The following is a 24,103-nucleotide window of genomic DNA, read 5'->3' as shown; positions in this document are numbered from 1 at the left end:
AGGTTTAGTATTTAAATTCTTATTAAAAGATTACCTTTTTTCTATGCAATTTGCAATGACAATTAATCATGTTTTACCCAAATCAAATTGCCTGTATTATACCCTAACTTCTGAGCTTTTGCTAAAAATCTTTCTTTTATGCTATTTGGAATTTCTTTATTCCTAGATAAAATCCAAATATATTTCGTGCTGTTACCCACCACTAAAGCGTTTTGATAATCGTCATCAATCTCAATTACATTATAACCTGCCCAAAAGGGTTTAAAAAATGAAACTTTCAGTCTCGCTTCTGATTTATCATTAACAAATTTTGCTTCCCCAATCGACTCTTTCCATTCTTTTTTAACGTAATTATATCCTCGGTTCTGAACCTTGATTGTTCCATCTGAATTTAATGAATAATTTGCCGTTACATTATCCATATTTTTCTCAAATTTATAATCAAAACGTGCAATTTCATACCATTTTCCCAGATATTTATCTGAATTAAAATCAGTTACCGCAGTTGCACCTTTCGGAATTCCTACCGAACAGGAGTTTAGGATGGTAAAACTTAAAATTCCCAAAGAAACGGGAATGGCTATTTTATAGAAGGTTTTCATAATACTGTACTTTGTAGATGATGAAAAATTCAAAAATGATGCCTATTGATTTTAAAACATTAAGATTTATTAAGCGTTTTAGATAAGTTAAGATGAGCTTCACTTTAAACAGAATACTTATTAAAATCTATTGGATTTTTCCATAAAAAAACTTAACTACTTAATAAATCTTTATGGTTCAAATAATTTCTACATTTAAAATTTAAGAAAAAACTTTCAAAAACTGTTCTTTAAAACTTCCTGAAACTTCAATTTCCGTATTATCGGAAAGCATCGCTGTTCCGCTTTTATGGTAAGATTTCACGAAACTGGTATTGATGATATGTGAACGGTGAACTCTTACAAATGGATTTTCTAAAAGGTCATCAAAATGCTTCAAAAACCGGCAAACCATTTTCTTTGAGCCATCTGCGAGATAAACCTGAGTGAAATTTCCATCAGCCTGAAGCCGTACAATATCTTCGGTTTTTACCACGTCAAATCCTTGCAAAGTCGGGAGAATCAACTGTTGCTTTTCAGGCTTTAATTTTAAATTTTCTAGAAGAATTTTATTTCGGTTGAGCTCATCTTTTTTTTCAATACTTTCAGCGACTTTATTTACCGCTAAAATCAGTTCCTGAATATCGATGGGTTTTAAAATATAGTAACTCGCAGATTTGTTTAAAGCCTGCAGAGAATATTGCGAAAAAGCAGTGATAAAAATAGTTTCGTAAGAAAATTCTTTGGTAGCTTCCAACACATCAAAAGCATTTCCGAAAGGCATTTCTACATCCAGAAAAACGAGTTGTGGATGAGTTTCAGAAATCAATGGAACGGCTTCTTTAATGTTTTCTGCTTCACCCAAAATTTCAATTTGGGGACAGTATTTTGTGAGATAATTCCTCAGAACTTCTCTGGCAATTTTTTCATCATCTACGATTACAGATTTTATTTTCATCTTTTGAGATTAAAGTTGAGGTTTAGCTATTGATTAATTTATAAGAAATCTCTACAAAAACGCCTTGAGAATCTTTCTTATCATTAATTTTACATTTAATATTTTGCCTGTACAAATTATTCAGCAAAGCGATTCTTTCTAAGGTATTTTTCATGCCGCGACCTTTACGGTTTTTTTGATGTTCAGTTTTTTGCTTTTTACTTTCTTCGATTCCGATTCCGTTGTCTTCAATAAAAACATTCAGAGAATCATTATTTTTTTCAAATTTTAAACTTAAAAACCCTTTATCGGTTCTGTATCTCAAGCCGTGCCAGATTGCATTTTCAAGAAAAGGCTGTATCAACATTCCCGGAACTTTTAAACTTTGGGTGTTTAAACTATCATCAACTTCGATTTCGTAATCAAACTTATCGGCAAAACGTGTTTTTTCTAAGGCTAAATAATTCTGCAATAAATCTAATTCCTGCTGAAAAGGAATAAAATCTTCTGTAGAATTTTCCATCACGCCACGCATTAATTTTGAAAATTTAGTTAAATATTGATTGGCTTCCAACTCATTATTCGTTGCAATGAAATGGTTGACAGAATTTAAGCTGTTAAAAATAAAATGCGGATTCATTTCACGACGAAGCGACTGCAAAGCAATTTTTTTGTTTTTAATCTGAACTTTTTTTAAGGTTCTGAAAATGAAAAATATCAGTCCGATTAAAATAATTAAAGCGCCAATGAGACTGTAATTAAAAACATTTTTCTTTCTGATTAACTCATCTTTTAGTTTTTTTTCCTGTAAAAGCTGAGCAATTTTCTGTTCTGTATCTTCAAGAATCTTATTATCAACCAAGCTTCTGTCTTTTGAGACCAAATCGGGTAATTTTCCCAAAAAATCACGGTAAAGTTTTATGGAAGAATCTGTATTTTCGGCAATATTATAAAGACTGTCGAGTTTTTGTACACTTTTCTGAGCTTCCAAGGTGTGACCTTTCTGTAAGGCAATATCGTAAGCATTTTTCAACAGAACAATCGCTTCTTTGGGATCATTTTTCTTGATGTAAATTTCTGCAAGCTCCTGAATCTGCTCAACTTTTTTCTGAGAATTTTCTTTAACGAAATCTTCTTTTAAAACAGATTTTTTAGCGGCAATCGCTTTGTCGAAATTTTTATTGTCAACATACAGATCGGTCAGTTTCTGATTGATTGCCAAAGCCTGTTGCGGAGCCTGTTCTTTTGAAATTTTATAGGCTGTATTCAAATTTTCTTCAGCTTTCGGAATGTTTTTGTTTTCAATGTTTACTTCTGCCATTCTGCTGTAACCCAGAACAACATCTTCCTTGTTATTTTCCTTTTCGCTGATGTCAATATTACTTTGAATTGCTTCTGCTTTCTGAATTACAGAAGATGAAGAAACTCTGGAAACATCATTAGAATTAAGCTTTTTGCTTGCTTTCGAATAACCTATTTTTGAGGCCGTTTCATAATTTGAAACCGCATCTTTCAGCTTATTTTGGCTTTCCTGAGATTGGGCGAGTTTCCGGGTTACTTTTTCAAGATTTTTTTTATCATTAATCTTTTCGTAAATATTTTTTGATTTGATAAAATACTCTTCACTCTTGGAAAAGTTTCCACTGTTGAAATAGGTTTCCCCAATATTATAGTAAGAATCGGCTTCCGCAGATTCATTTTGGTTATCGACCGCCTTTTTAAGTTTTGAAGATTCGGCTACAATTTCTTTTGTATCTCTGCTGCTCTGAGAATAAAAGATATTCACAGAAAGCAACATACATGCGAATGCAAAAAGCCTGATGATTTTCATAAAACAAAGATATACATATCTGCAGATTACAAAAAACTATTCACCAAGTGAAAAGTCGGGTTTACCAAGTTTCTCTTATTTCACTTGAATTATGAAAGTATGTTTGCAGTATAATTTAAACTTAATTCTCATGAAAAATTTATCTTTTTTATTACTTGTGGTTCTGATATTTTCTAATTTTCAGATTTCTGCTCAGACCAAATTAATCTCCTACAAAAGTCACAGCGGAGATATGGAATATTTTGAAAAAAGTATTGTGGAAAATCGCTTTAACACCAATTATTCAAACCTCGGAATGAGACCGGAAAGATATGTAACCAACTCAAAACTGGACAGCGTTATCATCATTGATGACAAAAAGAGTGTAATTGTAACTTCTAATTTTTGCAAAAATACGAGAAATAATAAGAATGAAAAATGGCATCCAGGAAGAGATACTGTTTATAATCATCCCGTTTTTTCTCAGGAAAATATAGAAAATGTAAAAAAAGAACTGAAAAGAGATTACAATTTCCAAAATGATATTGACAGTACTGTTTTTCTCAGATACGATAAGAAAACAAAAGAATACAAGCCGATTTCCACAAAGAGAAAAATTAAAACTGCCGAAATGAAAAGATCCACATCAAAAGAGAAAATGGCGTATCTTTTTGTACTAACGTTTGCTGTTTTCGGATCTTTATTTATCTACAGAAAAAAACATTAAAGTGAATTTCTGTGAACTTCAAATCTATATTTTTAAGAAAAACTACTACTTTTTGCGGTGTTTTTTTTATTCAGTTTATCCTTTTTTTTCCGTTGAGTTTTCTGAATGATTTTCAGTTGAAATTGACGACTTTTCTGTTTGGAGATTTAACTCAGTTTATTCTGGAATATTTTCTGAAGAAAAAAAATACTCGAATTGATTACAGTTCAGATAGTTACTCGATGTTGATTCTAATTATTATTTTGATCGTCACTTCAATAATTTTCAGTTTTCTGATATTAAAAAAATGGTTTAAACATTTTTTGATCTTCACAGAATATGTTTGTGTATTTTACATTTCTATTATTCTCATTAAATACGGTTTCGATAAAATTTTCCAGGCGCAATTTCCGAAACCGGAAGCTAATCTTCTGTTTACAAGATTGGGGAATTTAGATAAAGACATTTTATTCTGGAGTACAATAGGAACGTCGAAAATATACAATATGATTATCGGATCGATTGAACTTTTTTCAGGAATTCTTTTGATGTTCAGACGTTCCCGATTTTTAGGATTATTATTAGCGATAATAAGTTGTACTCAAATATTAATCATCAATATTAGCTTCGATATTTCTGTGAAATTCTTTTCATTGATTTTACTATTCATGAGTATTTTTCTGGTTAGAAAAAACGGATGGAAATTTATTTTGAAAATTATTGATTTTCCGAAAAAAACTTTTCTTAATCAAACTTCTTTTCTGCCTTATAAAACTTTTATAAAGATTTTAATTGCAGGAATTATATTGGTAAAAATTGGAATGCCTTATTTTCAACAAGAAGCAAACGATAATTCAAAGCAATTTACCGGAGTTTATGAAGTGACTTCTCTGGAAAATCCATACAACTATCTGTTCTTCCATAAAGATCAATATTTGATTTTCATGGAAAAATCTTCAGAAAAAATGACCGCTTTTCATTATGACATTTCTTTTGATAATCAAATTATTCTTGAAGATTCTCGACACAATATTTCTAAACATCTATTAATTAAAAATAAAGACAATTCTGTTACTTTCTTATTGAATAATCAGACAATGAATGCTAAACCTGTTCAGTATAAAAATATGAATGCATTACAGGACAGCTTTCATGTTTTGGTTGACTGAGATTTCTTTTACCAAGTCAAAACCTCAGTTCACCAAGAATTTAAAATTTAAGTTTCTAATAATTCCGAACTGTGACATGAGGGATTTGAATATTACTAAATAATTATAGTAGCTTTAAATTATATGTTATCTAAAATCAGTTTGTAAATATTGTTTTTTACGATGGGCGTTTGCCGACATCTTGCATGGCGTTAAATACTGCCTTTACAAGAATTAGTTTTTTATGTTCATCAACCTGATAGAAAATTATAAAAGGATATTTTTTTAAAGTTAATCCTCTAAAATCTTTGTAATAGATCTGAAAGAATGGGTTTCTCTGGATTTTTCTTAAAGTAAATTCATAGTCTTTTAAGAAATTCTGAGCAATTTTCAGTGACGCAATTTTCTTGTAGTAGGCAACAATTTCTTTGATATTAGCTTTGGCAATAGGAGAAATAATTGTTTTATAAGCCATATTCTTTTTTAAGTTCAGCTAAAAATTCTTCATTATCCTGAAATTCAGAAATATCGAAATTATTCTGGCTGTCTAAAATATTTTTTTGTTCATCAGAAAGTTCAAAAAAATCATCATTTTCCTTTTTGTACTGCGCTCCTATGAGCTCCAGAAACTCAACAAAAAAAGAATTTTTATCATCAGGAATAGAAACATTGTAGGTGCTCATTTTTTATAAATTTAAATCAGATAATCAAAACCTCTAGAAATGAATTGTTTAGACAAAAATAGGTAAATATTTTTAAAAACAAATATGCATCCAAAAATCTGATAACTGTAAAGACACTCACCAAGTGAAAACCTCTATTCACCAAGTATTCAACAGCTCAGTTTCTAATTGTGGTAATTTTACTTTAGAAATTTAAACAATAAATAATTACATTATGAAATCGCAAAAGCGATTGCATATGACAAACAAAAACAATAAATAATTACATTATGAAACTGAAACACCTTTTATTAGCAGGGATTTTTGCAGCAGGAAGTTTGGTGAATGCACAAGAAATGAAAAAAAACGCAATTGAAGTAACCGGAGTTGCCGAAATGGAAGTAGAGCCGGATGAAATTATTTTCAACATCGGAATAAAAGCCGACAACAAGAATCAATTGGCAGACAGTGAAAAACTTTTGTTTGAAACTTTGAAAAACAATGGCGTTAAAAACGAAGACATTAAATTCAAATCGATGTACCAGAATTTGTATTCTAAGACAACTAAGTTTACTAAGAGTTTTCAATTTAAAGTGAATGCCAAAACCAATGTAAGTAAGCTTTTTGAAGATCTAAACCAAAAATGGGTAAGCAATCTGAACATCGCAGAAATTAAAAACACAAAAATTGCAGATTTCAGAAAAACGGTAAAAATCAATGCTTTAAAAGCTGCAAAAGAAAAAGCAGATTATCTTTTGGGAAGCATCAACAAAAAAACGGGAGATGCGATGGAGATTACAGAAATTGAAGATTACATGAGCGATTCAATAATGCCGGTTGCTTACAGAGGTAAAATGGCGAATGTACAAATGGAAGCAGCCGACCAAAATTTAGAGTATTCTTTCGATAACATCGAAAATATAAAGCTGAAATACAGCATTAAAGCAAAATACGAAATTCTTTAATAGATTGAGAAGATAATAAATTCACAAAAAATTTTTACCGCAAAAGAATTATAAGAAATTATGGGGGAAAAAAATTTCAAAAAGTTTACAAAATGCAGAAAATTCATTGAGCGCAAATGATGTGAAACTTTCGAGCAACTGAAACTGGATTAATCTTTTGTTTCTTTTGCGGTAAAACCTCACACAACGACAGTCAGAAATGGCTGTCTTTTTTTGCTGTAAAAAAATTCACCAAGTGAAAGCATCAGTTCACCAAGTCTTCAGATTTCAGCCTTAAAATCAGGGTAATTTTACTGTAGAATTTTAAAATAATAACAATGCGACACTCAATTTTAATCTTAATTTTTTCGCTTTCATTTTTTAAATCTCAGGAAATCAGAAAAGAAATCGATGTAAAACAGGCAACTGTATTTCTGCAGGGAGCCAAAGTTTTCGGAAGTACGAATGTTACTCTTCAAAAAGGAAAAAACACGGTAAAAATCATTAATCTCCCAAATGATTTAGATGAAAACACGTACAAAATTAATCTTGAAAAAAACACAACACTTTTATCAATAACGCCGCAAAACAGTCCTTTAAAAAATGATGAAATGACTGATGCCGAAAAAAAACTGGATGATGAAAGAAAAAAATTTCAGAGACAGGTGGATGTGTTAAATATTCAGATTAAAAATCTCACGGGCGAACAAAATATCATTAATGACAATCTGAAAGTTTCAACCAATGACAGATCAACGCCACAAGAACAGCTCATAAAACTGACAAAATTTTACAGAAAAAGAATGCTGGAAATCGATAATCAGGTTTTTCTTCTGAACGGACAAAAATCAGTATTCGACGAAAGCATTACAAAAATCAACAAACAGTTTGCCGATGTACAGACCCACAAAAACATCATCAGAAAAGAACTGATTCTTGAAATTTTGGCCGAAAATGAAATGAATTTGAATCTCGGAATAAGTTATATCGTTTCTAATGCAGGTTGGGTACCGTCTTATGATTTGAGAGCTTTATCAACCAAAAAACCATTGGAAATTGTTTATAAAGGAAAAATCTATCAAAAAACCGGACAGGATTGGAACAATATCAAACTTTTTGTGTCTACTTACAAACCTTCTTACAATCAAAACAGACCGATCTTATCGCCACTTTATGTTGCAGAATATCGAGCTTACAATAATGAGGATGTGGTTTTGGGATATGCAAAAAAAGAGAAAGCTAATCTTTCAAATTCTTATCAGATGAGAGCGGAAGTTTCTGCAACAAGCCAGATTCCTGTGGCTACGGTTTCTGATAATCAGATGAATATTTTGTATGAATTGAATTACAATCAAACTATTGTCAGTCAGGAAAAAGAGCAGTATGTGATTTTAGACAAGAAAAATATAGAATCCACTTATAAATATCATACAGTTCCTAAACTTAACAATCAGGTTTTCTTGATGGCTTTTGTGAAAAACTGGCAGAATTTGAATCTTATTTCCGGCGAAGCAAATATTTATTTTGAAGATAACTATATCGGTAAAACCAATATTACAAGCAATTATGTAAAAGACGAATTCCCGATTTCGCTCGGCGTTGATGAAAGAATTGTGGTAAAACGCACTAAACTTGAAGATAAAACCGGGCAAAAATCAATCACAAAATCCGAAACAGAATCTTATGAAATTTCCATCAGAAACAATACAAAAGAAAGTATCGAACTGGAAATTTTAGACCAGATTCCGTTAAGTGAAAATCAGAAAATCACGGTAAAGACTCTGAGCATTGACAACGGAGAATTTGATGCTAAAACAGGAAGCATCCTTTGGAACAGAAAAATTAACAGCGGAAATACAGAAAAAATCAACTTTTCTTACGAAGTGAAATATCCGAAGGAAATGCAGATTCAGTATTACAGCAGGTAGTTTTTCGGGATGCGAGGTTCGAGGTTTGGGTTTCACAATTCAAGATTTAAAATTTAAAACTGTATTGTAGTTCAAATCTCTTAACCCGGGTCTCGCAACTTATAACAAAAAATAAAATCATTAAAAAAACATACAATATGAACACCTTAAAAGTTTTAACAGTAACAGCAAGCGTAATTGCTTTTTTGAGCGCAGGAAAAATTTCAGATAATCGTTGCAGCAAAAATAACGAGAGAGAAATTGTAGAAAGTAATATTTCTCCAAAACCGGAAATTGACCTTTCTAAAGACAATAAAATTCAGGTTGCCTTGCTTTTGGATACTTCCAATAGCATGGATGGATTGATTGATCAGGCAAAATCAAGACTTTGGAATATCGTCAATACTTTAACTACTTTAAAGTACAACGGAAAAGCTCCGCAAGTTGAAATTGCTCTTTATGAATACGGAAACGACGGTTTGAATGATGAAAACTTCATAAGACAGGTAACTCCGCTAACTCAGGATCTGGATTTGGTTTCCGAAAAACTTTTCGCTCTGAGAACCAATGGTGGAAATGAATATTGCGGAGCGGTAATTCGTGATGCATCAACGAATCTAAAATGGGACGGGAACGAAAAAAGCATGAAACTAATCTACATTGCCGGAAACGAACCTTTTGATCAGGGAAAAATCAGTTATAGAGATGTAATTTCCAAAGCCAAAACCAAAAACATCTATACCAATACGATTTTCTGTGGAAGCCGTGAAGAAGGAATTCAGTCGCACTGGCAAAACGGCGCAAATTTAGGAGACGGAAAATTCTTTAATATCGACAGTAATCAAAAGGTAATTTATATCGAAACGCCTTATGATGTGAAAATTTCACAATATAATTCTCAATTAAATGACACTTACATTTCTTACGGAAGCCGTGGTTCTGAAATGAAAAGCAAACAGTCTGTGCAGGACGTTAATGCAGAATCTCTTTCAGCGTCAAATGCTGTAGAAAGAGCAGTAAGCAAATCAAAGAAAAATGCTTATAAAAATGAACATTGGGATTTGGTAGACAGAGTTGAAAAAGACAAAGGTTATATTTCATCAATGAAAGAAGAAGAATTACCGTCTGAATTAAAAGGAAAAAGCAAAGCCGAAATTACCAAGATTGTCGCTCAAAAAACAGCAGACCGTGAAAAAATTCAGAAAAAAATTGAAGTTTTAGCGAAAAAAAGACAGGAATTTATTGATCACGAAACCAAAAAACGTGGAGATTCAGATTCCGATGACTTAGGAAAAGCGATTGAGAGGTCGATTGCCGAGATTGCAAAGAAAAATGGTTACAGTTTTTGATTTGAGATTTGAAGTTTTTGATTTGAAATTCTTTATTTAACATTCTGGGTTTAATATCCCAAGCTTGAAAAGATCATTTTCTAAAAGACAGGATGAAAACTTATCAATAAAAAAATAATTGAATCAACCGCAAACACCAGTTCCTTCAGTGATAGTTTTTTAGATTAATGTAAGTGTTACTATTGTTTATTTTGTTTCGGACTCGGCTTTTGCTGAGTCCGAAACTTTTCAATTTATTAGTACTGAAAAAATAAAATTTTATATCATCTGCCAAATTTAAAATATTCCGAAAGTTGATGTTGCTTGTTTTTCATGAATGCGGAAGACATTTCCATTCCGGTAACCGAGAACGTAATTCCGTTTCCGCCAAAACCAAGAACGAAATAAGAGTTTTTAAACTTGTCATGTGTTCCGATGTACGGAAGCCCGTCTTTTGTTTCTCCGAAAGTTCCTGCCCAGACAAAATCGGTGTAAAAGTGGTAATCAGGTTTTATTCTTTTTAAATGTCTGCGAATATCTTTCTCTTTTTTGTTTAAAAGTAAATCTCGCTTTTCAGGATCCGTAAAATCTTCGTCTCCACCACCAATCAGAAGCCTTTCATCATCCGTTGAACGCATATAAATATAGGGTTTATCCGTATTCCAGACCAAGGTTTGTTCCATATTTTTAAACTGATCTCTGTCGATTTCAGAAACGATGGCATAGGTACTTTTCAGATTTACAAAATGCTCTTTAATCATTTTTGAACTCTCATAACCAACACAATAAATAATTTTTTTGGCTTTAATACTAAAATTATCCTTGGTTAAAGCCAAATTGTGATCCCGAAGATATTTAACCGATTTCATTTCGGTTTTATCGAAAACTTTTAAACCTTTATTCACATTAAATCTCAGTAATTCGTGGGAAAATTTGAATGCATCGATACTTGCGCCCTGCTTTGATAGAATTCCGCCATATGTATTTTGGAAACCAAATCTTTCTTCAATATCTTCAATTCCGAGCCAGGTTATATCAAATCCTGCTTTTTTTCTGGCCTCATATTCCTTTTCAAGCCAAACCGCATCTTTCTTCTTTGATGCGAAATACAGCGATTGTTTTCTTTTAAAACCTGACCGTGCTTTTATTTCTTTGGTTATTTTTTCCAGATCATCTATCGATTTTGAGCAGGCTTTATAACTTTCTATCGCACCTTTTTCGCCAATCATATCAATTAATTCGTACAGTGGAGTATCAATTTCATACTGCAACATAGAGGTTGTTGCCGAGGTACTTCCGTTACAGATTTCTCGTTTATCAATTAAAATAGTTTGGTATCCGTCTTTTATCATTTGATGGGCAATGAGACTTCCGGTAATTCCGCCTCCTATGATAAGAACATCACATTCTTCATCAGATTTCAGGGAAGGATAGGAAGAGATCAAGCCATTTTTCAAAAGCCAGAAAGGTTCGTTAGATTTCAAGTCCATAGAAAATTATTTTCAAAAGCTTATCAAGAATTGCGCCTTAAATACCATATTTTCTGTTTATGGTTTAATTATTGATAAATTAATTACGCCAAAACGATTTAAAATATAAAATATGATAACGATTATTAATGACGCTCCTGAAAATGTAGCTGCATTCAATGCTTCAGGTGATGTAACGAAAGAGGATTTTGAAAATCTTGTCATTCCCTATGTTAAAAGTAAAGTAGAACAATTTGATGAACTGAATTATCTTCTTTATTTAGATACAGATTTGAGTAACTTTACAATGGGGGCCTGGCTTCAGGATGTCTTCTTAGGATTAAAAAACCTTTCAAACTGGAACCGTACTGCAATAGTAACCGATAAAGAAGGTGTACAAAATTTCACCGATATTTTCAGTGTTTTAATGCCCGGAGAATTTAAGTCTTTTCCAAAAGAAAATCTCTATAATGCTTTGTACTGGTGTGAAAATGGCAATGAAGTTGAAGATTAAGTAATAAAAAAGAGAAGCTAAACTGCTTCTCTTTTCTTTATTTATCAGAAATTATACATTCCGCTGAAACTTCTTTCTCTACAGATTTTGTTGTACGAAAGAGATATAGATATCTTACGCTGATCATTAATCCTATTAATGTCATAAAAACTCCGACTAATGACGGATAATTGTATGAAAATCCGTTTTCTAAAGGAATCCCTCCCAAGAAGGCTCCCATTGCATTGGCTATATTAAATGCGGCCTGCATAAACGCAGCTGCCATCATTTCGCTTTTCGGAGCTGCTTTCATCATCATAATATTAATCGGTGCTGCAACAGACATTGATAATGCACCGCAAATAAACGTTAATCCTAAAGAAATATATTGATATTCTGAAAGGAAAAATACGCCCGATAAAGAAACTAACATTAAAGTAAGTAATAAGATACAGGTTTTTTCAGGACTCAATCTGTCGGATAAATATCCACCGACAAGATTTCCAAGAACCATCCCGGCTCCGGCAAGAATCATGACATATGCCATATTATTTTCTGCAATTCCTGAAACCACCGTCATTAAAGGGGTAATATAACTAAACCAAGTGAAAAGCCCGCCAAAACCGATTGCCGTAATTGCTAAAACAAACCAAGCCTGTTTTCTTCTGAGGAATTTAATTTCTTCCTTAAAATGTGTATCCTGATTGGCGTCCATTCCGGGAAGCCAGATTTTTAAAAATAATAAAGCAACTAAACCAATAACAGCAACAATCGCAAAATACCATCGCCAATGAAATTCGTGACCAATATATGTAACCAAAGGAACCATTGCCAAATTGGCAACCGTCAATCCCGTAAACATTAAGGAAATATAAAAAGCCTCCTTCCCTTTTGCTGCCATTCTCGTTGCAACTACAGTTCCTACGCCGAAAAATGCGCCATGTGGAAGTCCCGATAAGAAACGGATAATCAACATGGAATTGTAATCCGGAGCTATTGCAGATAAAGCATTAAACAAAGTAAAAATCATCATTAAAACAATTAAAACCTTTTTGGGCGGAAACTTTACCGAATATCCAATTAAAATCGGAGCTCCCACAACAACTCCAAAAGCATAAGCTGAAATTAAATGTCCTGCCTCCGGAATACTGATTTGTAAACTTCTCGCCAAATCGGGAAGCAGCCCCATGATGGTAAATTCCGTTGTTCCTATTCCCAAACCGCCAATCGCAAGCGGAATAATTCTTTTATCAATCTGCATTGTATATTCTTTAAAAATAAATGTAATTCAAGCAATTATCTACTAATCATTTTGAAAGCACAAAATTCGATAGAAATAATCATTTAAACTTTAACAGAAATGACTTATTTTTGCTCTGTATTAACTTTTTTAATTCAATTTAAACTTAATATTAATCAAAATAGAACCTAATGAAAATTCAGAAAGAAATTATTGATTTTGAAGAAGGTAAATCTTTCAAGTTGTTTTCACCTTCATTAAAAGATTGTTTTTTCTGGCATTATCATCCAGAAATAGAGCTTGTTTATGTAGAAGCCTGTAAAGGCATACGTCACGTCGGGAAAAATATTTCAGATTTTAAAGACAGTGAGCTCTTATTAATTGGCTCTAATGTTCCTCATCTAAATTTTGATTATAAAATTCAGACAGAATGCAAGCAATTGGTTTTGCAAATGCGGGAAAATTTTCTCAACGAACTTGTTTTCCCCGTTCCCGAATTCGATTCTATAAAAAAATTATTAGAACGTTCCTATCTTGGATTATCATTTTCAGGAGAGGCAAAAAAAATTGTTGTTGAAAAACTTCATCAGATAAAAAATGAAAATTCGTTCGCTTCTTTTATGGGTCTAATTGAAATTTTACAGATACTGGCAAATTCAGATGAAGTGAAAGAACTTAATTCTGAAGACACCAGAATAAAGTGGTTTTTGAATGATAAAATCAGGATGGGAACCATTTACGATTATATTCATGAAAACTATGACAAAAGCCCGAATGTCAATACTATCGCTGAAAATGTAAGCTTAAGCACTCCTGCTTTCTGCCGTTATTTCAAAAAGCAAACCAATATGACGTTCACCGATTTTGTGAATAATTACAGAATCAATCAGGCAAAATTATTTCTTCTGCAAAATGAATGTGTAACGGATGTTTGCTTTCAGGTAGGTTTTGAAAGTCTTTCTTATTTTAATAAATTATTCAAAAAATATATTGGTGAAACTCCTTCCGCTTTTAAGAAAAAACATTTGAGTAAGGTTGAATAAGTTTTCTCCCTCTGATTTCACAGATTTACACAGATTTTTATGCTTTTCTTTCTAATCAAATCTTTCAAACAGCATCAAAACACCGAGTTTGTTATTCAGGTAGGAATCTATACTAAAATTTTATCTCTAATAAAGTTGTTTAGATTCCTACCGGAATGACAAACTACATGGTAACTATTTCGATATAAATAAAAAATCGCATCAAAAATTTGAAGCGATTGATATTTTAGTGAATATGTTTCTCTGCGTGATAAGAACTTCGTACTAAAGGCGAGCTTTCAACGTGTCTGAAACCTAAACTTCTTGCAAAGTCTCCAAATTCTTCAAACTCTTCCGGAGTAATAAACTTCTTTACAGGAAGATGTTTTTTCGTGGGCTGTAAATATTGACCCATTGTAATGACATCGACATTGGCATTTCTGATATCTTCTATTGTTTGGAAAACTTCATGTTTCTCTTCGCCTAAACCAAGCATTAATCCTGTTTTGGTTCTGTTTTGTCCGGCTTCTTTCAAATATCTTAAAACTTCAAGACTTCTTTCATACTTTGCCTGAATTCTCACTTCTCTTGTCAGACGTTTTACGGTTTCCATATTGTGAGAAATTACTTCCGGAGCAACATCCACCATTCTGTCAAGATGTTTTGTTATTCCCTGAAAATCAGGAATCAATGTTTCCATCGTAGTTCCAGGTGAGATTCTTCTTACAGCATTCACTGTTTCGCCCCAAAGAATAGAACCCATATCTTTCAAATCGTCACGGTCAACCGAAGTTAAAACGGCGTGTTTGATTTTCATTAATTTGATGGAACGTGCCACTTTTTCAGGTTCGTCCCAGTTAACATCCATCGGTTTTCCGGTTTTTACACCGCAAAATCCACAGCTTCTTGTACAGATATTTCCTAAAATCATGAAAGTTGCTGTTCCTTCTCCCCAACATTCCCCCATATTCGGGCAGCTTCCGCTTTGGCAAATTGTATTTAATTTATATTTATCAACCAAAGTTCTCAATTCTCTGTAATTTTTTCCGGTAGGAAGTTTTACACGAATCCATTTTGGTTTTTGAACGGTAGTATCTTGAACTAAATTCTCCATTTATTTCTGAAATTGAGGTTCAAAGTTAGTGAATTTTTTATCGAAACAATCAAAGACGGCTATTGATGAAACGTATAATTTTGTAATTTTAAAATCCAAAAAATATTTTATGAAAACAATAATTTGCTTTCTGTGTATTATTTTCAGTACACTTTCCTATGCTCAAAAAGAATTTCAACCAGCAGGATCTACAATTATTGAAACCGTTGACGGAGATCTTGATGGTGATAAAATCCCGGAAAAAGTAATTATTTACAATACTAAAGATACAACTGAGTACGGAAATATCCGTGAACTACAGATACTCAAAAAAACGAACGGAAAATGGACAATTTTAGAAAAGTCAAGAAATGCTATTCTGAAAAGCAATGATGGCGGCATGATGGGCGATCCTTATCAAAGTACAGAAATAAAAAATGGAATTCTAGAAATTACTCAAGCCGGAGGAAGCAGCTGGAAATGGGGATATACTGACAAATATAGATTTCAGGACGGACATTTTGAATTAATCGGCTATTCATCAAGCAGCGGAAAACCTGAAGAATATTTTACAGATATTGATTTTAATTTATCTACCGGACAATTAATTTTTGAAAAAGAAGTTGATAACACCAAAGAATACGGAACATCTAAAAAAGAAACTTTTATAAAAAAAGGGTTGAAAATTAATCTTCAAAACAGAAATCTCGATAAACAAAGAAAAATTGTTCTGCCAAAAACCAAAGAAACAGTTTATTTATAATTTTCTAAATTTTAAATTATATTAACAGCAAAGATTGTTATTCGGACGAAAGAAGAATCTAAATCTATTATTAAAACTAGAGAAAAGTATGAACAGATTATCGCTTAGATCCTTTCAGGATGATAAACAGGGATTTTCTTTTATTTTAATAATTAATTATCCTCAAATTCGTTGTTCTTCAACAACTCTGCTAAAACTTTTTTGGCGCGCATTACACGAACTTTCGTATTGGCAACGGAAATCCCTAATTCTTCCGCGATTTCTTTAATGCTTTTTTCCTCGAAGAATCGTAATTTAATAATATCCTGATAATTAGCATCCAGAGATTCGATTGTTTTGATAATTTTATTTTGCTCTTCATCAGAAATCATGAGTTCTTCCGGAGATTTTGCAAACTGATTTTTTACTTCATCTAAATTTTCGGTCGGGTCCTGATTTTCCCTTGCTTTTTTTCTCCAAAAATCGATAATAGTATTCTGAGCAATGGTTAAAACCCAGGTTTTAAACTGAAAATGCGGGTCATACATATCGAGTTTCGACAAAACTTTTGAAAAAACATTTACAGTAATTTCATCTGCATCATTTTCATCACGAACTTTTTTCATCACAAATGAAAAAACATCTACCCAAAAAACATTGATGAGTTTGGTCTGTGCTTTCTGATCTTTTTCCTTTGCTTTCTGGATGAGAGGAAATAATTGCTCGTCTTTCATTAGTAACAAATATAATGATAATAGCTGGAAGTTAGAAGATGGGTGCTGGAAGTTTATAACTTTGAAAATAAACTATGACTGAATAATCTTGAATCTCGAAACCCAGAACTCAAAACCCAATTCAGAACTCGCACGAAATTATTATCTTTGCACCTTAAATTTTAAACTGAAAAAAATAATGAATTCCTTTATAGAAGAATTAAAATGGCGTGGTCTTTTTTCTGACATGATGCCCGGAACAGACGAACAACTGAATAAGGAAATGACGACTGCCTATATCGGTTTCGATCCTACCGCAGATTCTTTGCACATCGGAAGTCTTATTCAGATTAAAATTTTGGCTCATTTTCAGCAACACGGTCACAAACCGATTGCTTTGGTTGGCGGTGCGACGGGAATGATTGGTGATCCTTCAGGAAAATCTGCAGAGAGAAATCTTTTGGATGAAGAAACACTTTTACATTATGTAGAATGTCTGAAAAACCAGCTTTCGAGATTTTTGAATTTTGAGGGTAATGAAACCAACAATGCCGAGCTGGTAAACAATTACGATTGGATGAAAAAAATTTCATTCCTTGATTTTGCGAAAAATGTTGGGAAAAACATTACCGTTAATTATATGATGGCAAAAGATTCGGTGAAGAAAAGACTTTCCGGAGAAGCGGGTGTTGACGGAATGAGTTTTACAGAATTCACGTATCAATTAATTCAGGGATATGACTTTCTTCATTTATACCAAAACAATAATGTAAGACTTCAGATGGGAGGTTCTGATCAATGGGGAAATATTACAACCGGAACAGAATTGATCCGTAGAAAAGCGCAAGGAGAAGCATTTGCTTTAACAGTTCCTCTGATTACAAAAGCAGATGGCTCTAAATTCGGAAAGTCTGAAAGCGGAGAAAATTATTGGTTAGACAAAAAGAAAACATCCCCTTATAAATTTTACCAATTTTGGTTAAATGCAACTGATTCTGATGCTGAAAGATTTATTAAATTTTATACTTTTTTAGGAAAAGAAGAAATCGAAGCTTTAATTGAAGAACATCAAACTGCACCACACGAAAGAAAACTACAGAAAAAACTGGCTGAAGAAGTAACAGTTTGGGTTCACGGAAGAGAAGAATACGAAAGAGCATTGAAAGCTTCACAAATTCTTTTCGGAAAATCTACAGCGGAAGATTTAGTATGTCTTGATGAAGAAATTTTCTTAGAAATTTTTGATGGAGTTCCTCAGAAAGAAGTTTCAAAAGGTGACGTTTTAGAAATTAATATTGTTGATTTACTTTCTGAAAAATCAGGGTTTTTAAAATCAAAAAGTGAGGCTACAAGAGAATTGAAGGGAAATTCAATATCTGTGAATAAAGAAAAAATCGCTGAAGATTATACTGCTAATGAAAGTGATTTGATTGACGGTAAATTTTTATTACTTCAAAAAGGGAAGAAAAGTTACTTCATTGTTAAAGTAATTTAATTTTTATTTTAAATACAAGAAATCCGGTTCAGATTCATGAACCGGATTTCTTATGTCTATAGATTATTCTTAAAAAGAATAGCTTGTAGAAGCTGATAAATTCTTACCCGTTACCGTACTTTCTTTTTTAAGTTCACCATCTACCCAAATCTGAACTTTGAGAGTTGAAGCACTGTTTGCTCCTGTTGCATTTACAACGACATTAGAATTATAAACCTTTGTGTCCGTTGTTATTTCAGGGCTCATCCAGGTTGTTCCGCTTAAACCGTTTACTGTAATAGGATTTCCATCAATTCCATAAACAGCTGTACTGATATTACTTCCAGATGATGCTTCAGCTTTGAAAATTACTTTATGCGTATCATTTGCTTCAGAAACATCATCGCCGTCATTTTTACAAGATGTTACAAAACCAAAAATAAATGCTGTTACTAGCATTAAAAACGATCGTTTCAATACTGTTTTCAATTTCATTTTTTTCATAATTTATTTTATTAAATATTAACAGCTCAAAAACGATAGTTAATTCTCAAAAATAAGGAAAATATTCTACCAAATATCAGGCGTTTTCGGATATTCTTTAAAATATAAAATATTTCTGTTGATATGTTGTAAGCAAAGAATTTTAAAACGAAAAAGAGTTTTTTAACATATTGCAAAAATCAACAGTCTTTTTGTCTTTCCGAAGGAATCCAAATCATTTTATTTCAACGTGATGAGATTCTTTCAGAATGATAAAAATGGAGCTAAAAATTAAACTATTACAAATTACGGATATACATAAAGGATATTTATTAAAATTTCTAAACTGAAGATTTTGTAAAGTTTTCAACAGAATTCGGAAACAAAAAAAACCTCTGAAATTTTTTCAGAGGTTTATATTTTAGTGCATTGCTTCACTTAAATCTATTTTTTCTTTGCTTTTACGTTCCCGAATAAATAAGATAAACGGAATACAGATTAAAAATGCAACCCCGAGATAAAGAAATACATCCATGTAAGAAAGTACAGTTGCCTGTTTGGTGACAGTCATATCCAGAACTTTATAAGCGGCATTCATTGCTGCATCAGGAGTCATTCCTTTGGCAATGAAACTGGCTTTCATCCCCACCAATCTTTGCTGAACATCAAAGCTGTCGCCATCTAAATGGGAAAGTAAATTGACTCTGTATTTCTGACTTGCATTGGCAATAAACGTTGTAATTGCAGCAATTCCGAATGAACCGCCAAGCTGTCTCATCATTCCTGTAAAAGCAGCTCCCTGTCCTATTTCCTGACCTTTTAAAGTGCTTAAGGATAAGGAAGTGATTGGTATAAACAATAAACCAAGTCCCATTCCACGTACAATCAGCATCCAGAAAAAGGCATCTTTACTCGTATCGGGTGTCAGAATTTTGTAACCCCAGAAACTGTAAATAAAGAAGATTAATAACCCCAGAGAAACCAAAATCTGTTGTTTTGCTCCTTTCGACAGTAATTTTCCGATAATAGGCATCATAAAAGCTGTGGTTAAAGCCGCCGGAATCATTAAAGCTCCTGACTGAAGCGCCGTCCAACCCAAAATACTTTGTGTGTATAAAGGAACAATAAATGTAGAACCATACAAACCAAATCCTAAAACAAATGACATTACAGTTCCAATCCTCAGATTTCCGTTCTTTAAAACCCTGAGTTCTACAATCGGATATTTATAGGTGAGTTCTCTCCAAAGGAAAAGTACAAATCCTAAAATTGCTGTTGTGGTAAAAGTAACGATCATTCCGCTTTCAAACCAGTCTTCTTCGTGCCCTCTTTCCAAAATAAACTGTAAAGAACCAACAGTTAATGCCAAAAGCATAATTCCGAGCCAGTCTACATCCGAAGCTTTCCTTTTCTCTGAGAATTTCGGGCTTTTCACAAACTGTAAAGTCATGATGGTTGCCGCAATACCGATGGGAATATTGATATAAAAAATATACGGCCAACTGTAATTATCAACAATATATCCTCCCAATGGCGGACCTAAAGTAGGGCCAATAATTACTCCTAAACCATAAATAGCCTGTGCCATACTTCTCTTTTCGAGAGGATAAGATTCTGTAATAATGGTTTGTGAAGTCACCAAAAGCGCTCCGCCACCAATTCCCTGACACAATCTGAAAAATACCAATTCCCAGATGTTGTCGGCATTACCGCAGAGAAAAGAAAATACAGTGAATATAATAATTGAGGCCGCAAAATAATTTCTACGTCCAAACTGCTGAGAAAGCCAGCTCGTCATTGGTACAACGATTACGTTACCAATTGCATACGCCGTAATTACCCAGCCTACTTCAGAAAGTGTAGCTCCAAGATTCCCCTTCATTTCATTCAAGGCAACATTTACAATCGTGGAGTCTACAATTTCAAGCAAAGCACAAAGAATCGCTGTAATTGTAATAATTACTCTTCGGGCTCCGTATTCTACTAATGAATCTTGCATAGTTTTTATATTGTAAAAAAAAGTGGATTATCAATGGTCAATTAACACCGTTGTCAATCTTTGCTTCTTCATTTTCATTATCATCATTGACCTTCATCTTCAACATGACAATCCACTGATATACATTTACAGATGTGAATGGTTAATTTTAATTTGCAAGTCAATCTTGAAATTTTAAAGCAGTCAGTTTTAAATTGACAGCGAAGTAAATTCACTATTGACAAATAAGTTTATAGACCTTTCACTATTTTAATATTATTTTAAAGCTACTTCTGCTTTTACGTTCATCCCTGTTCTCAATTTCTTGGCGATATTTTTATCTAAATTCACGAAATCGATTTTTATCGGTAGTCTTTGTACCACTTTTACAAAGTTTCCGCTTGCATTATCCGGAGGAAGAATAGAGAATGTAGATCCTGTTGCCGGGGAGAACGAGCTCACAACGCCTTCAAATTTTGTATCAGGAAAAGCATCAATTTTGATTTCAACTTTTTGACCTTCCACCATTTTAGCTACCTGAGTTTCTTTAAAATTGGCAATTACCCATTTTTGATCATTTTTAACCAAACTAAATAACTGAGAACCCGCTTGTAAAAACTGTCCGGCCTGAATAGGAACTTTTCCTACAAAACCATCTTCAGGAGCAACAATAACGGTGTAAGATAGATTCAATCTTGCACTTTCCACATCTACTTCTCTTTGTTTTGCAACCGAACCTGCAACCGAAATTTGTTGAGAACTTGCCTCAGTTTGAGAAGAAGCAATACCTGTTTGCTGAGCGATCTGATTTCTCTGTTCCACCAAAACCTGCAATTGCTTATCAGCAGATTGTTTTGCAGCCAAAGCCTGTTCGTATTGCTGTTGCGTGATAGAATGATCTTTTACCAAAATCTCATATCTTTTTAAATCCTGTGCTGTTTTCCAAACATTAACTTTTGCCGCTTCAATTTGAGCATTTGCAGTAGCAACTGCAGCCTGAGAACTGCTGATGTTTTTTGAAGTGGCATTGGTAGAAGACTGAGCAGAAGAAATATTACTTTTCGCTGTTGACAAAGCTGCTTCCGCCTGTTCCAAAGCCATTTTCTGATCTTTATTATCCAAAATTACCAGAGTATCACCTTTTTTTACAAACTGATTGTCTTTTACTTTCACTTGTGCCACATAACCGGATATTTTAGAAATTACGGGATTCATATTGGATGCAATTTGGGCATCATCGGTTTCTTCATGAAACTGACCGTAAGTGTAAGATCTGTAAGCGAAGATTCCGCCTCCGATTACGATTATTGCTAATATAATTGGAAAAACTAAACTTTTTTTCTTTTTTGGTTCAGCGATTTCCTGAGTATTATTATTTTCCATTTTGGGTATTGTCTTTTTATTTAATAGTTAAAGTTCCTGTAGTCTGTAACAGTTTTCTGTAGGCTAATGCAGCATCAGCTTTTGCATTAATTACACCAACATTTGCAGCAATCTGTGCAGCATCTGCATCCAATAATTCTGTCATGGTTGCAAGACCGTTATCGTACTTATTTTTGGTGATTCTGTAATTTTCGTTTGCCTGCTCAGCAGATTTTTCGAAAACTGCAATTCTTTTTTTAGAATAATCTGAATTTTGATATTCTCTGTTGACATCCAGTTTAATATTGTCATTCAGCATATCATTCGTTGCAGACAATTGCATTTCTTTTGCCTGAGACTGTTTTAATGAAGAATTTTCTTTCCAAAGGTTTGAAAGATTATAAGAAATTCCCACTCCTACATTTACCGCATTGTAAACCGTTAAAAACTTCGGAATATCTGCTGCAACGTAACCTCCCGTTAAAGCAATAGATGGAAGATTTTCGGATTTTGCAGATCTAGTTCCCAACGCCGCTGCCTTCCTCTGTTGGTCTAAAGCCTGAAGATCTTTACGATTCTCTCTTGCTTCATTCAGATAAAAATCAACAGCTTTCACCTCATTAGATTCGTCAATATAATTTTGATCAACTTCGATTTCTGTAGCATCCGGAAGACCTAAAAGCAAATCCATATTGATATTCGCAATATTGTAGTTGTTTTTTGCTTCTAAAAGTTGTAATTCGATATTTGAAGTCTGAAGATTCGCCTTTAAACGGTCGTTTCTTGCGATAACGCCATTATTTTCCAGTTTAAGAAAAGTTTCGTCTCTCTTTTGAGAAGCGGTAAGATTTTCTTCTAAGACTTTAATAGACTGATTCGCTTTAAATAAATTATTATAAGCCTGAGCAACATTGTAAGCAATAGCAATCTTATCGTTTTCCGTACTCAGTTTTGATGCTTCCACCAAATATTTCGCCGACTGAATGCCGTATTTTATTTTTCCGCCACTGTATAAAGGCACGCTTAAATTTGCCGAACCAAACGCAACCTGACTGACTTCCGGCCCACCTGCTCCAGAAACTCCGGGAAGTTTTAAGTTAACAGTCGGCTTAACCGGAAGATACATATAACTTCCTGAAACCTTTAATTCAGGAAGCTGTCTGTTTCTGGCTTCCAAAAGGTCAGCTGTTGCTTCTTCAATTTTGGCAGCATCTATTTTTAAACTTTTGCTGTTCTGGATTCCAAGCTGAACCGCTTCATCAAGGGTAAGCTGCTTTTTTTCCTGAGCATGAGTATACATCATCCCTGCAAAAAGTGACAATGCAATAACTGAGTTATTTATTCTCTTCATAACCTAAAAGGTCTTTTAAAATATGTTTTACGTGTTGTGTCAGTTCATTGAAATAAGTCTCCTCAAAAACTTCATCAGTTTCATTATTTTGAAGAAACTCCTTATACATCCCGGTTGCGTTTGATGCATAAAACAGAGTTCCGCTCACCGTAGAATGCAATAAATAGATGGGAGGATTTTTAGTAAAAATTCCTTTTTCGATTCCGCTTTCCAGAATTTTAGAATACATGGTAAGAAAACCTAATTTGGTCTGTTTCAGAAACTCTACAATCTGAGGATTTTCTGTATGAAGCTGTTCTCTCTGCATGATTCTGTAAAAACATTTGTGATGTCTTACTCTACCCGCAAACTGATCAACAATTTTCTGAATCTTTTCCCATTCGTTAATATCTGTTCTTTCCAAAATATCTTTCGCAAAAAACTGCCCTTCCTGCATTCTGTATTCAACCAGTTTTTCGTAAAGCTTTTCTTTAGATCCGAAATAATAAGAAATCATGGAAATATTCACGTTTGCCGCTTTAGAAATTTCTCTAGTAGAAGTTCCCTGAAAGCCGTTTTCAGCAAAAAGCTTTTCAGCAGCGAACAATATATTTTCTTCTTTTGAAATCATAAATGATAATTTTCGGATGCAAATATACAATGCTTTTTTATAAAAATCAA

At 33.1% G+C, this 24,103-nt stretch carries 23 protein-coding genes; 9 read left to right on the top strand and 14 right to left on the bottom strand.

Annotated elements, in window-relative coordinates:
* Nucleotides 1-62: 62 nt before the first annotated feature.
* The 3 genes from ACOOWA_RS11050 to ACOOWA_RS11040 all read right to left on the bottom strand — a co-directional run bounded on the left by ACOOWA_RS11050 (nt 63) and on the right by ACOOWA_RS11040 (nt 3,349).
* Entirely contained in the window at nt 63-602 is a 540-nt protein-coding gene (locus tag ACOOWA_RS11050; protein ID WP_421375227.1) for a lipocalin family protein, read from the bottom strand.
* Nucleotides 603-804: 202 nt separating this feature from the next.
* Entirely contained in the window at nt 805-1,539 is a 735-nt protein-coding gene (locus ACOOWA_RS11045; RefSeq protein WP_421375225.1) for a LytR/AlgR family response regulator transcription factor, read from the bottom strand.
* 22 nt (nt 1,540-1,561) lie between these two features.
* A complete protein-coding gene (locus ACOOWA_RS11040) occupies nt 1,562-3,349 on the bottom strand; it encodes a tetratricopeptide repeat-containing sensor histidine kinase (RefSeq protein WP_421375223.1) in 1,788 nt (595 codons plus the stop codon).
* A gap of 130 nt (nt 3,350-3,479) precedes the next feature.
* On the opposite strand from ACOOWA_RS11040, the gene ACOOWA_RS11035 reads away from it, so the two are divergent.
* A complete protein-coding gene (locus ACOOWA_RS11035; RefSeq protein WP_421375222.1) occupies nt 3,480-4,055 on the top strand; it encodes a hypothetical protein in 576 nt (191 codons plus the stop codon).
* A gap of 11 nt (nt 4,056-4,066) precedes the next feature.
* On the top strand, nt 4,067-5,203 hold the full coding sequence (locus ACOOWA_RS11030) for a hypothetical protein (RefSeq protein ID WP_421375220.1): 1,137 nt from the start codon (nt 4,067-4,069) through the stop codon (nt 5,201-5,203).
* A gap of 157 nt (nt 5,204-5,360) precedes the next feature.
* Here the strand turns inward: ACOOWA_RS11030 and ACOOWA_RS11025 are convergent, their stop codons facing one another.
* Entirely contained in the window at nt 5,361-5,657 is a 297-nt protein-coding gene (locus ACOOWA_RS11025) for a type II toxin-antitoxin system RelE/ParE family toxin (protein ID WP_421375219.1), read from the bottom strand.
* Nucleotides 5,647-5,865 (bottom strand): hypothetical protein, encoded by a 219-nt coding sequence (locus tag ACOOWA_RS11020; protein WP_421375217.1) that lies wholly within the window; start codon nt 5,863-5,865, stop codon nt 5,647-5,649. Before ACOOWA_RS11020 ends, ACOOWA_RS11025 begins: the two co-directional genes overlap by 11 nt.
* Before the next feature lie 269 nt (nt 5,866-6,134).
* Between ACOOWA_RS11020 and ACOOWA_RS11015 the strand changes: the two genes are divergently transcribed.
* The 3 genes from ACOOWA_RS11015 (at nt 6,135) to ACOOWA_RS11005 (ending at nt 10,044) form a co-directional block, all read left to right on the top strand.
* The gene (locus ACOOWA_RS11015) at nt 6,135-6,809 is read left to right on the top strand and encodes an SIMPL domain-containing protein (RefSeq protein WP_421375215.1); all 675 of its coding nucleotides are present in this window, start codon (nt 6,135-6,137) and stop codon (nt 6,807-6,809) included.
* A 317-nt stretch (nt 6,810-7,126) separates the two neighbouring features.
* Nucleotides 7,127-8,716: a DUF4139 domain-containing protein gene (locus ACOOWA_RS11010; protein WP_421375214.1), complete on the top strand. Its 1,590-nt coding sequence runs from the start codon at nt 7,127-7,129 to the stop codon at nt 8,714-8,716.
* Nucleotides 8,717-8,853: 137 nt separating this feature from the next.
* A complete protein-coding gene (locus tag ACOOWA_RS11005) occupies nt 8,854-10,044 on the top strand; it encodes a vWA domain-containing protein (protein ID WP_421375213.1) in 1,191 nt (396 codons plus the stop codon).
* 263 nt (nt 10,045-10,307) lie between these two features.
* On the opposite strand, the gene ACOOWA_RS11000 is transcribed toward ACOOWA_RS11005, so the two are convergent.
* Nucleotides 10,308-11,513, bottom strand: a complete 1,206-nt coding sequence (locus tag ACOOWA_RS11000) for an NAD(P)/FAD-dependent oxidoreductase (protein WP_421375212.1) — start codon at nt 11,511-11,513, stop codon at nt 10,308-10,310.
* Nucleotides 11,514-11,625: 112 nt separating this feature from the next.
* Between ACOOWA_RS11000 and ACOOWA_RS10995 the strand changes: the two genes are divergently transcribed.
* Nucleotides 11,626-12,006: an STAS/SEC14 domain-containing protein gene (locus ACOOWA_RS10995; protein WP_421375211.1), complete on the top strand. Its 381-nt coding sequence runs from the start codon at nt 11,626-11,628 to the stop codon at nt 12,004-12,006.
* 37 nt (nt 12,007-12,043) lie between these two features.
* Here the strand turns inward: ACOOWA_RS10995 and ACOOWA_RS10990 are convergent, their stop codons facing one another.
* On the bottom strand, nt 12,044-13,246 hold the full coding sequence (locus tag ACOOWA_RS10990; protein WP_421375210.1) for an MFS transporter: 1,203 nt from the start codon (nt 13,244-13,246) through the stop codon (nt 12,044-12,046).
* Between the two features lie 170 nt (nt 13,247-13,416).
* On the opposite strand from ACOOWA_RS10990, the gene ACOOWA_RS10985 reads away from it, so the two are divergent.
* Nucleotides 13,417-14,268, top strand: a complete 852-nt coding sequence (locus tag ACOOWA_RS10985; RefSeq protein ID WP_421375208.1) for an AraC family transcriptional regulator — start codon at nt 13,417-13,419, stop codon at nt 14,266-14,268.
* Nucleotides 14,269-14,494: 226 nt separating this feature from the next.
* Here ACOOWA_RS10985 and lipA read toward each other — a convergent pair whose 3' ends face one another.
* Nucleotides 14,495-15,361: a lipoyl synthase gene (gene lipA, locus ACOOWA_RS10980; protein WP_421375206.1), complete on the bottom strand. Its 867-nt coding sequence runs from the start codon at nt 15,359-15,361 to the stop codon at nt 14,495-14,497.
* A gap of 109 nt (nt 15,362-15,470) precedes the next feature.
* Between lipA and ACOOWA_RS10975 the strand changes: the two genes are divergently transcribed.
* Nucleotides 15,471-16,103, top strand: a complete 633-nt coding sequence (locus tag ACOOWA_RS10975) for a hypothetical protein (RefSeq protein WP_421375204.1) — start codon at nt 15,471-15,473, stop codon at nt 16,101-16,103.
* A gap of 152 nt (nt 16,104-16,255) precedes the next feature.
* Here ACOOWA_RS10975 and ACOOWA_RS10970 read toward each other — a convergent pair whose 3' ends face one another.
* Nucleotides 16,256-16,816, bottom strand: coding sequence for an RNA polymerase sigma factor (locus ACOOWA_RS10970; protein WP_421375203.1), 561 nt, complete (start codon nt 16,814-16,816; stop codon nt 16,256-16,258).
* Nucleotides 16,817-16,994: 178 nt separating this feature from the next.
* On the opposite strand from ACOOWA_RS10970, the gene tyrS reads away from it, so the two are divergent.
* A complete protein-coding gene (gene tyrS, locus ACOOWA_RS10965) occupies nt 16,995-18,290 on the top strand; it encodes a tyrosine--tRNA ligase (RefSeq protein ID WP_421375201.1) in 1,296 nt (431 codons plus the stop codon).
* 69 nt (nt 18,291-18,359) lie between these two features.
* Here the strand turns inward: tyrS and ACOOWA_RS10960 are convergent, their stop codons facing one another.
* The 5 genes from ACOOWA_RS10960 to ACOOWA_RS10940 form a co-directional block, all read right to left on the bottom strand.
* Complete coding sequence (locus tag ACOOWA_RS10960; RefSeq protein ID WP_421375200.1) at nt 18,360-18,764, bottom strand: hypothetical protein; 405 nt, start codon at nt 18,762-18,764, stop codon at nt 18,360-18,362.
* A gap of 409 nt (nt 18,765-19,173) precedes the next feature.
* Nucleotides 19,174-20,751, bottom strand: coding sequence for a DHA2 family efflux MFS transporter permease subunit (locus ACOOWA_RS10955; RefSeq protein ID WP_421375198.1), 1,578 nt, complete (start codon nt 20,749-20,751; stop codon nt 19,174-19,176).
* 255 nt (nt 20,752-21,006) lie between these two features.
* On the bottom strand, nt 21,007-22,113 hold the full coding sequence (locus ACOOWA_RS10950) for an HlyD family secretion protein (protein WP_421375197.1): 1,107 nt from the start codon (nt 22,111-22,113) through the stop codon (nt 21,007-21,009).
* A 16-nt stretch (nt 22,114-22,129) separates the two neighbouring features.
* A complete protein-coding gene (locus ACOOWA_RS10945) occupies nt 22,130-23,443 on the bottom strand; it encodes a TolC family protein (RefSeq protein ID WP_421375196.1) in 1,314 nt (437 codons plus the stop codon).
* Complete coding sequence (locus ACOOWA_RS10940) at nt 23,427-24,053, bottom strand: TetR/AcrR family transcriptional regulator (RefSeq protein ID WP_421375195.1); 627 nt, start codon at nt 24,051-24,053, stop codon at nt 23,427-23,429. The genes ACOOWA_RS10945 and ACOOWA_RS10940 overlap by 17 nt, the downstream gene beginning before the upstream one ends.
* Nucleotides 24,054-24,103: the final 50 nt, after the last annotated feature.

The organism is Chryseobacterium sp. GP-SGM7 (assembly GCF_049166575.1).
Taxonomy (GTDB): domain Bacteria; phylum Bacteroidota; class Bacteroidia; order Flavobacteriales; family Weeksellaceae; genus Chryseobacterium.
The sequence above is the reverse complement of the archived record's forward strand: the minus strand, read 5'-3'. Positions and strand labels throughout refer to the sequence as shown.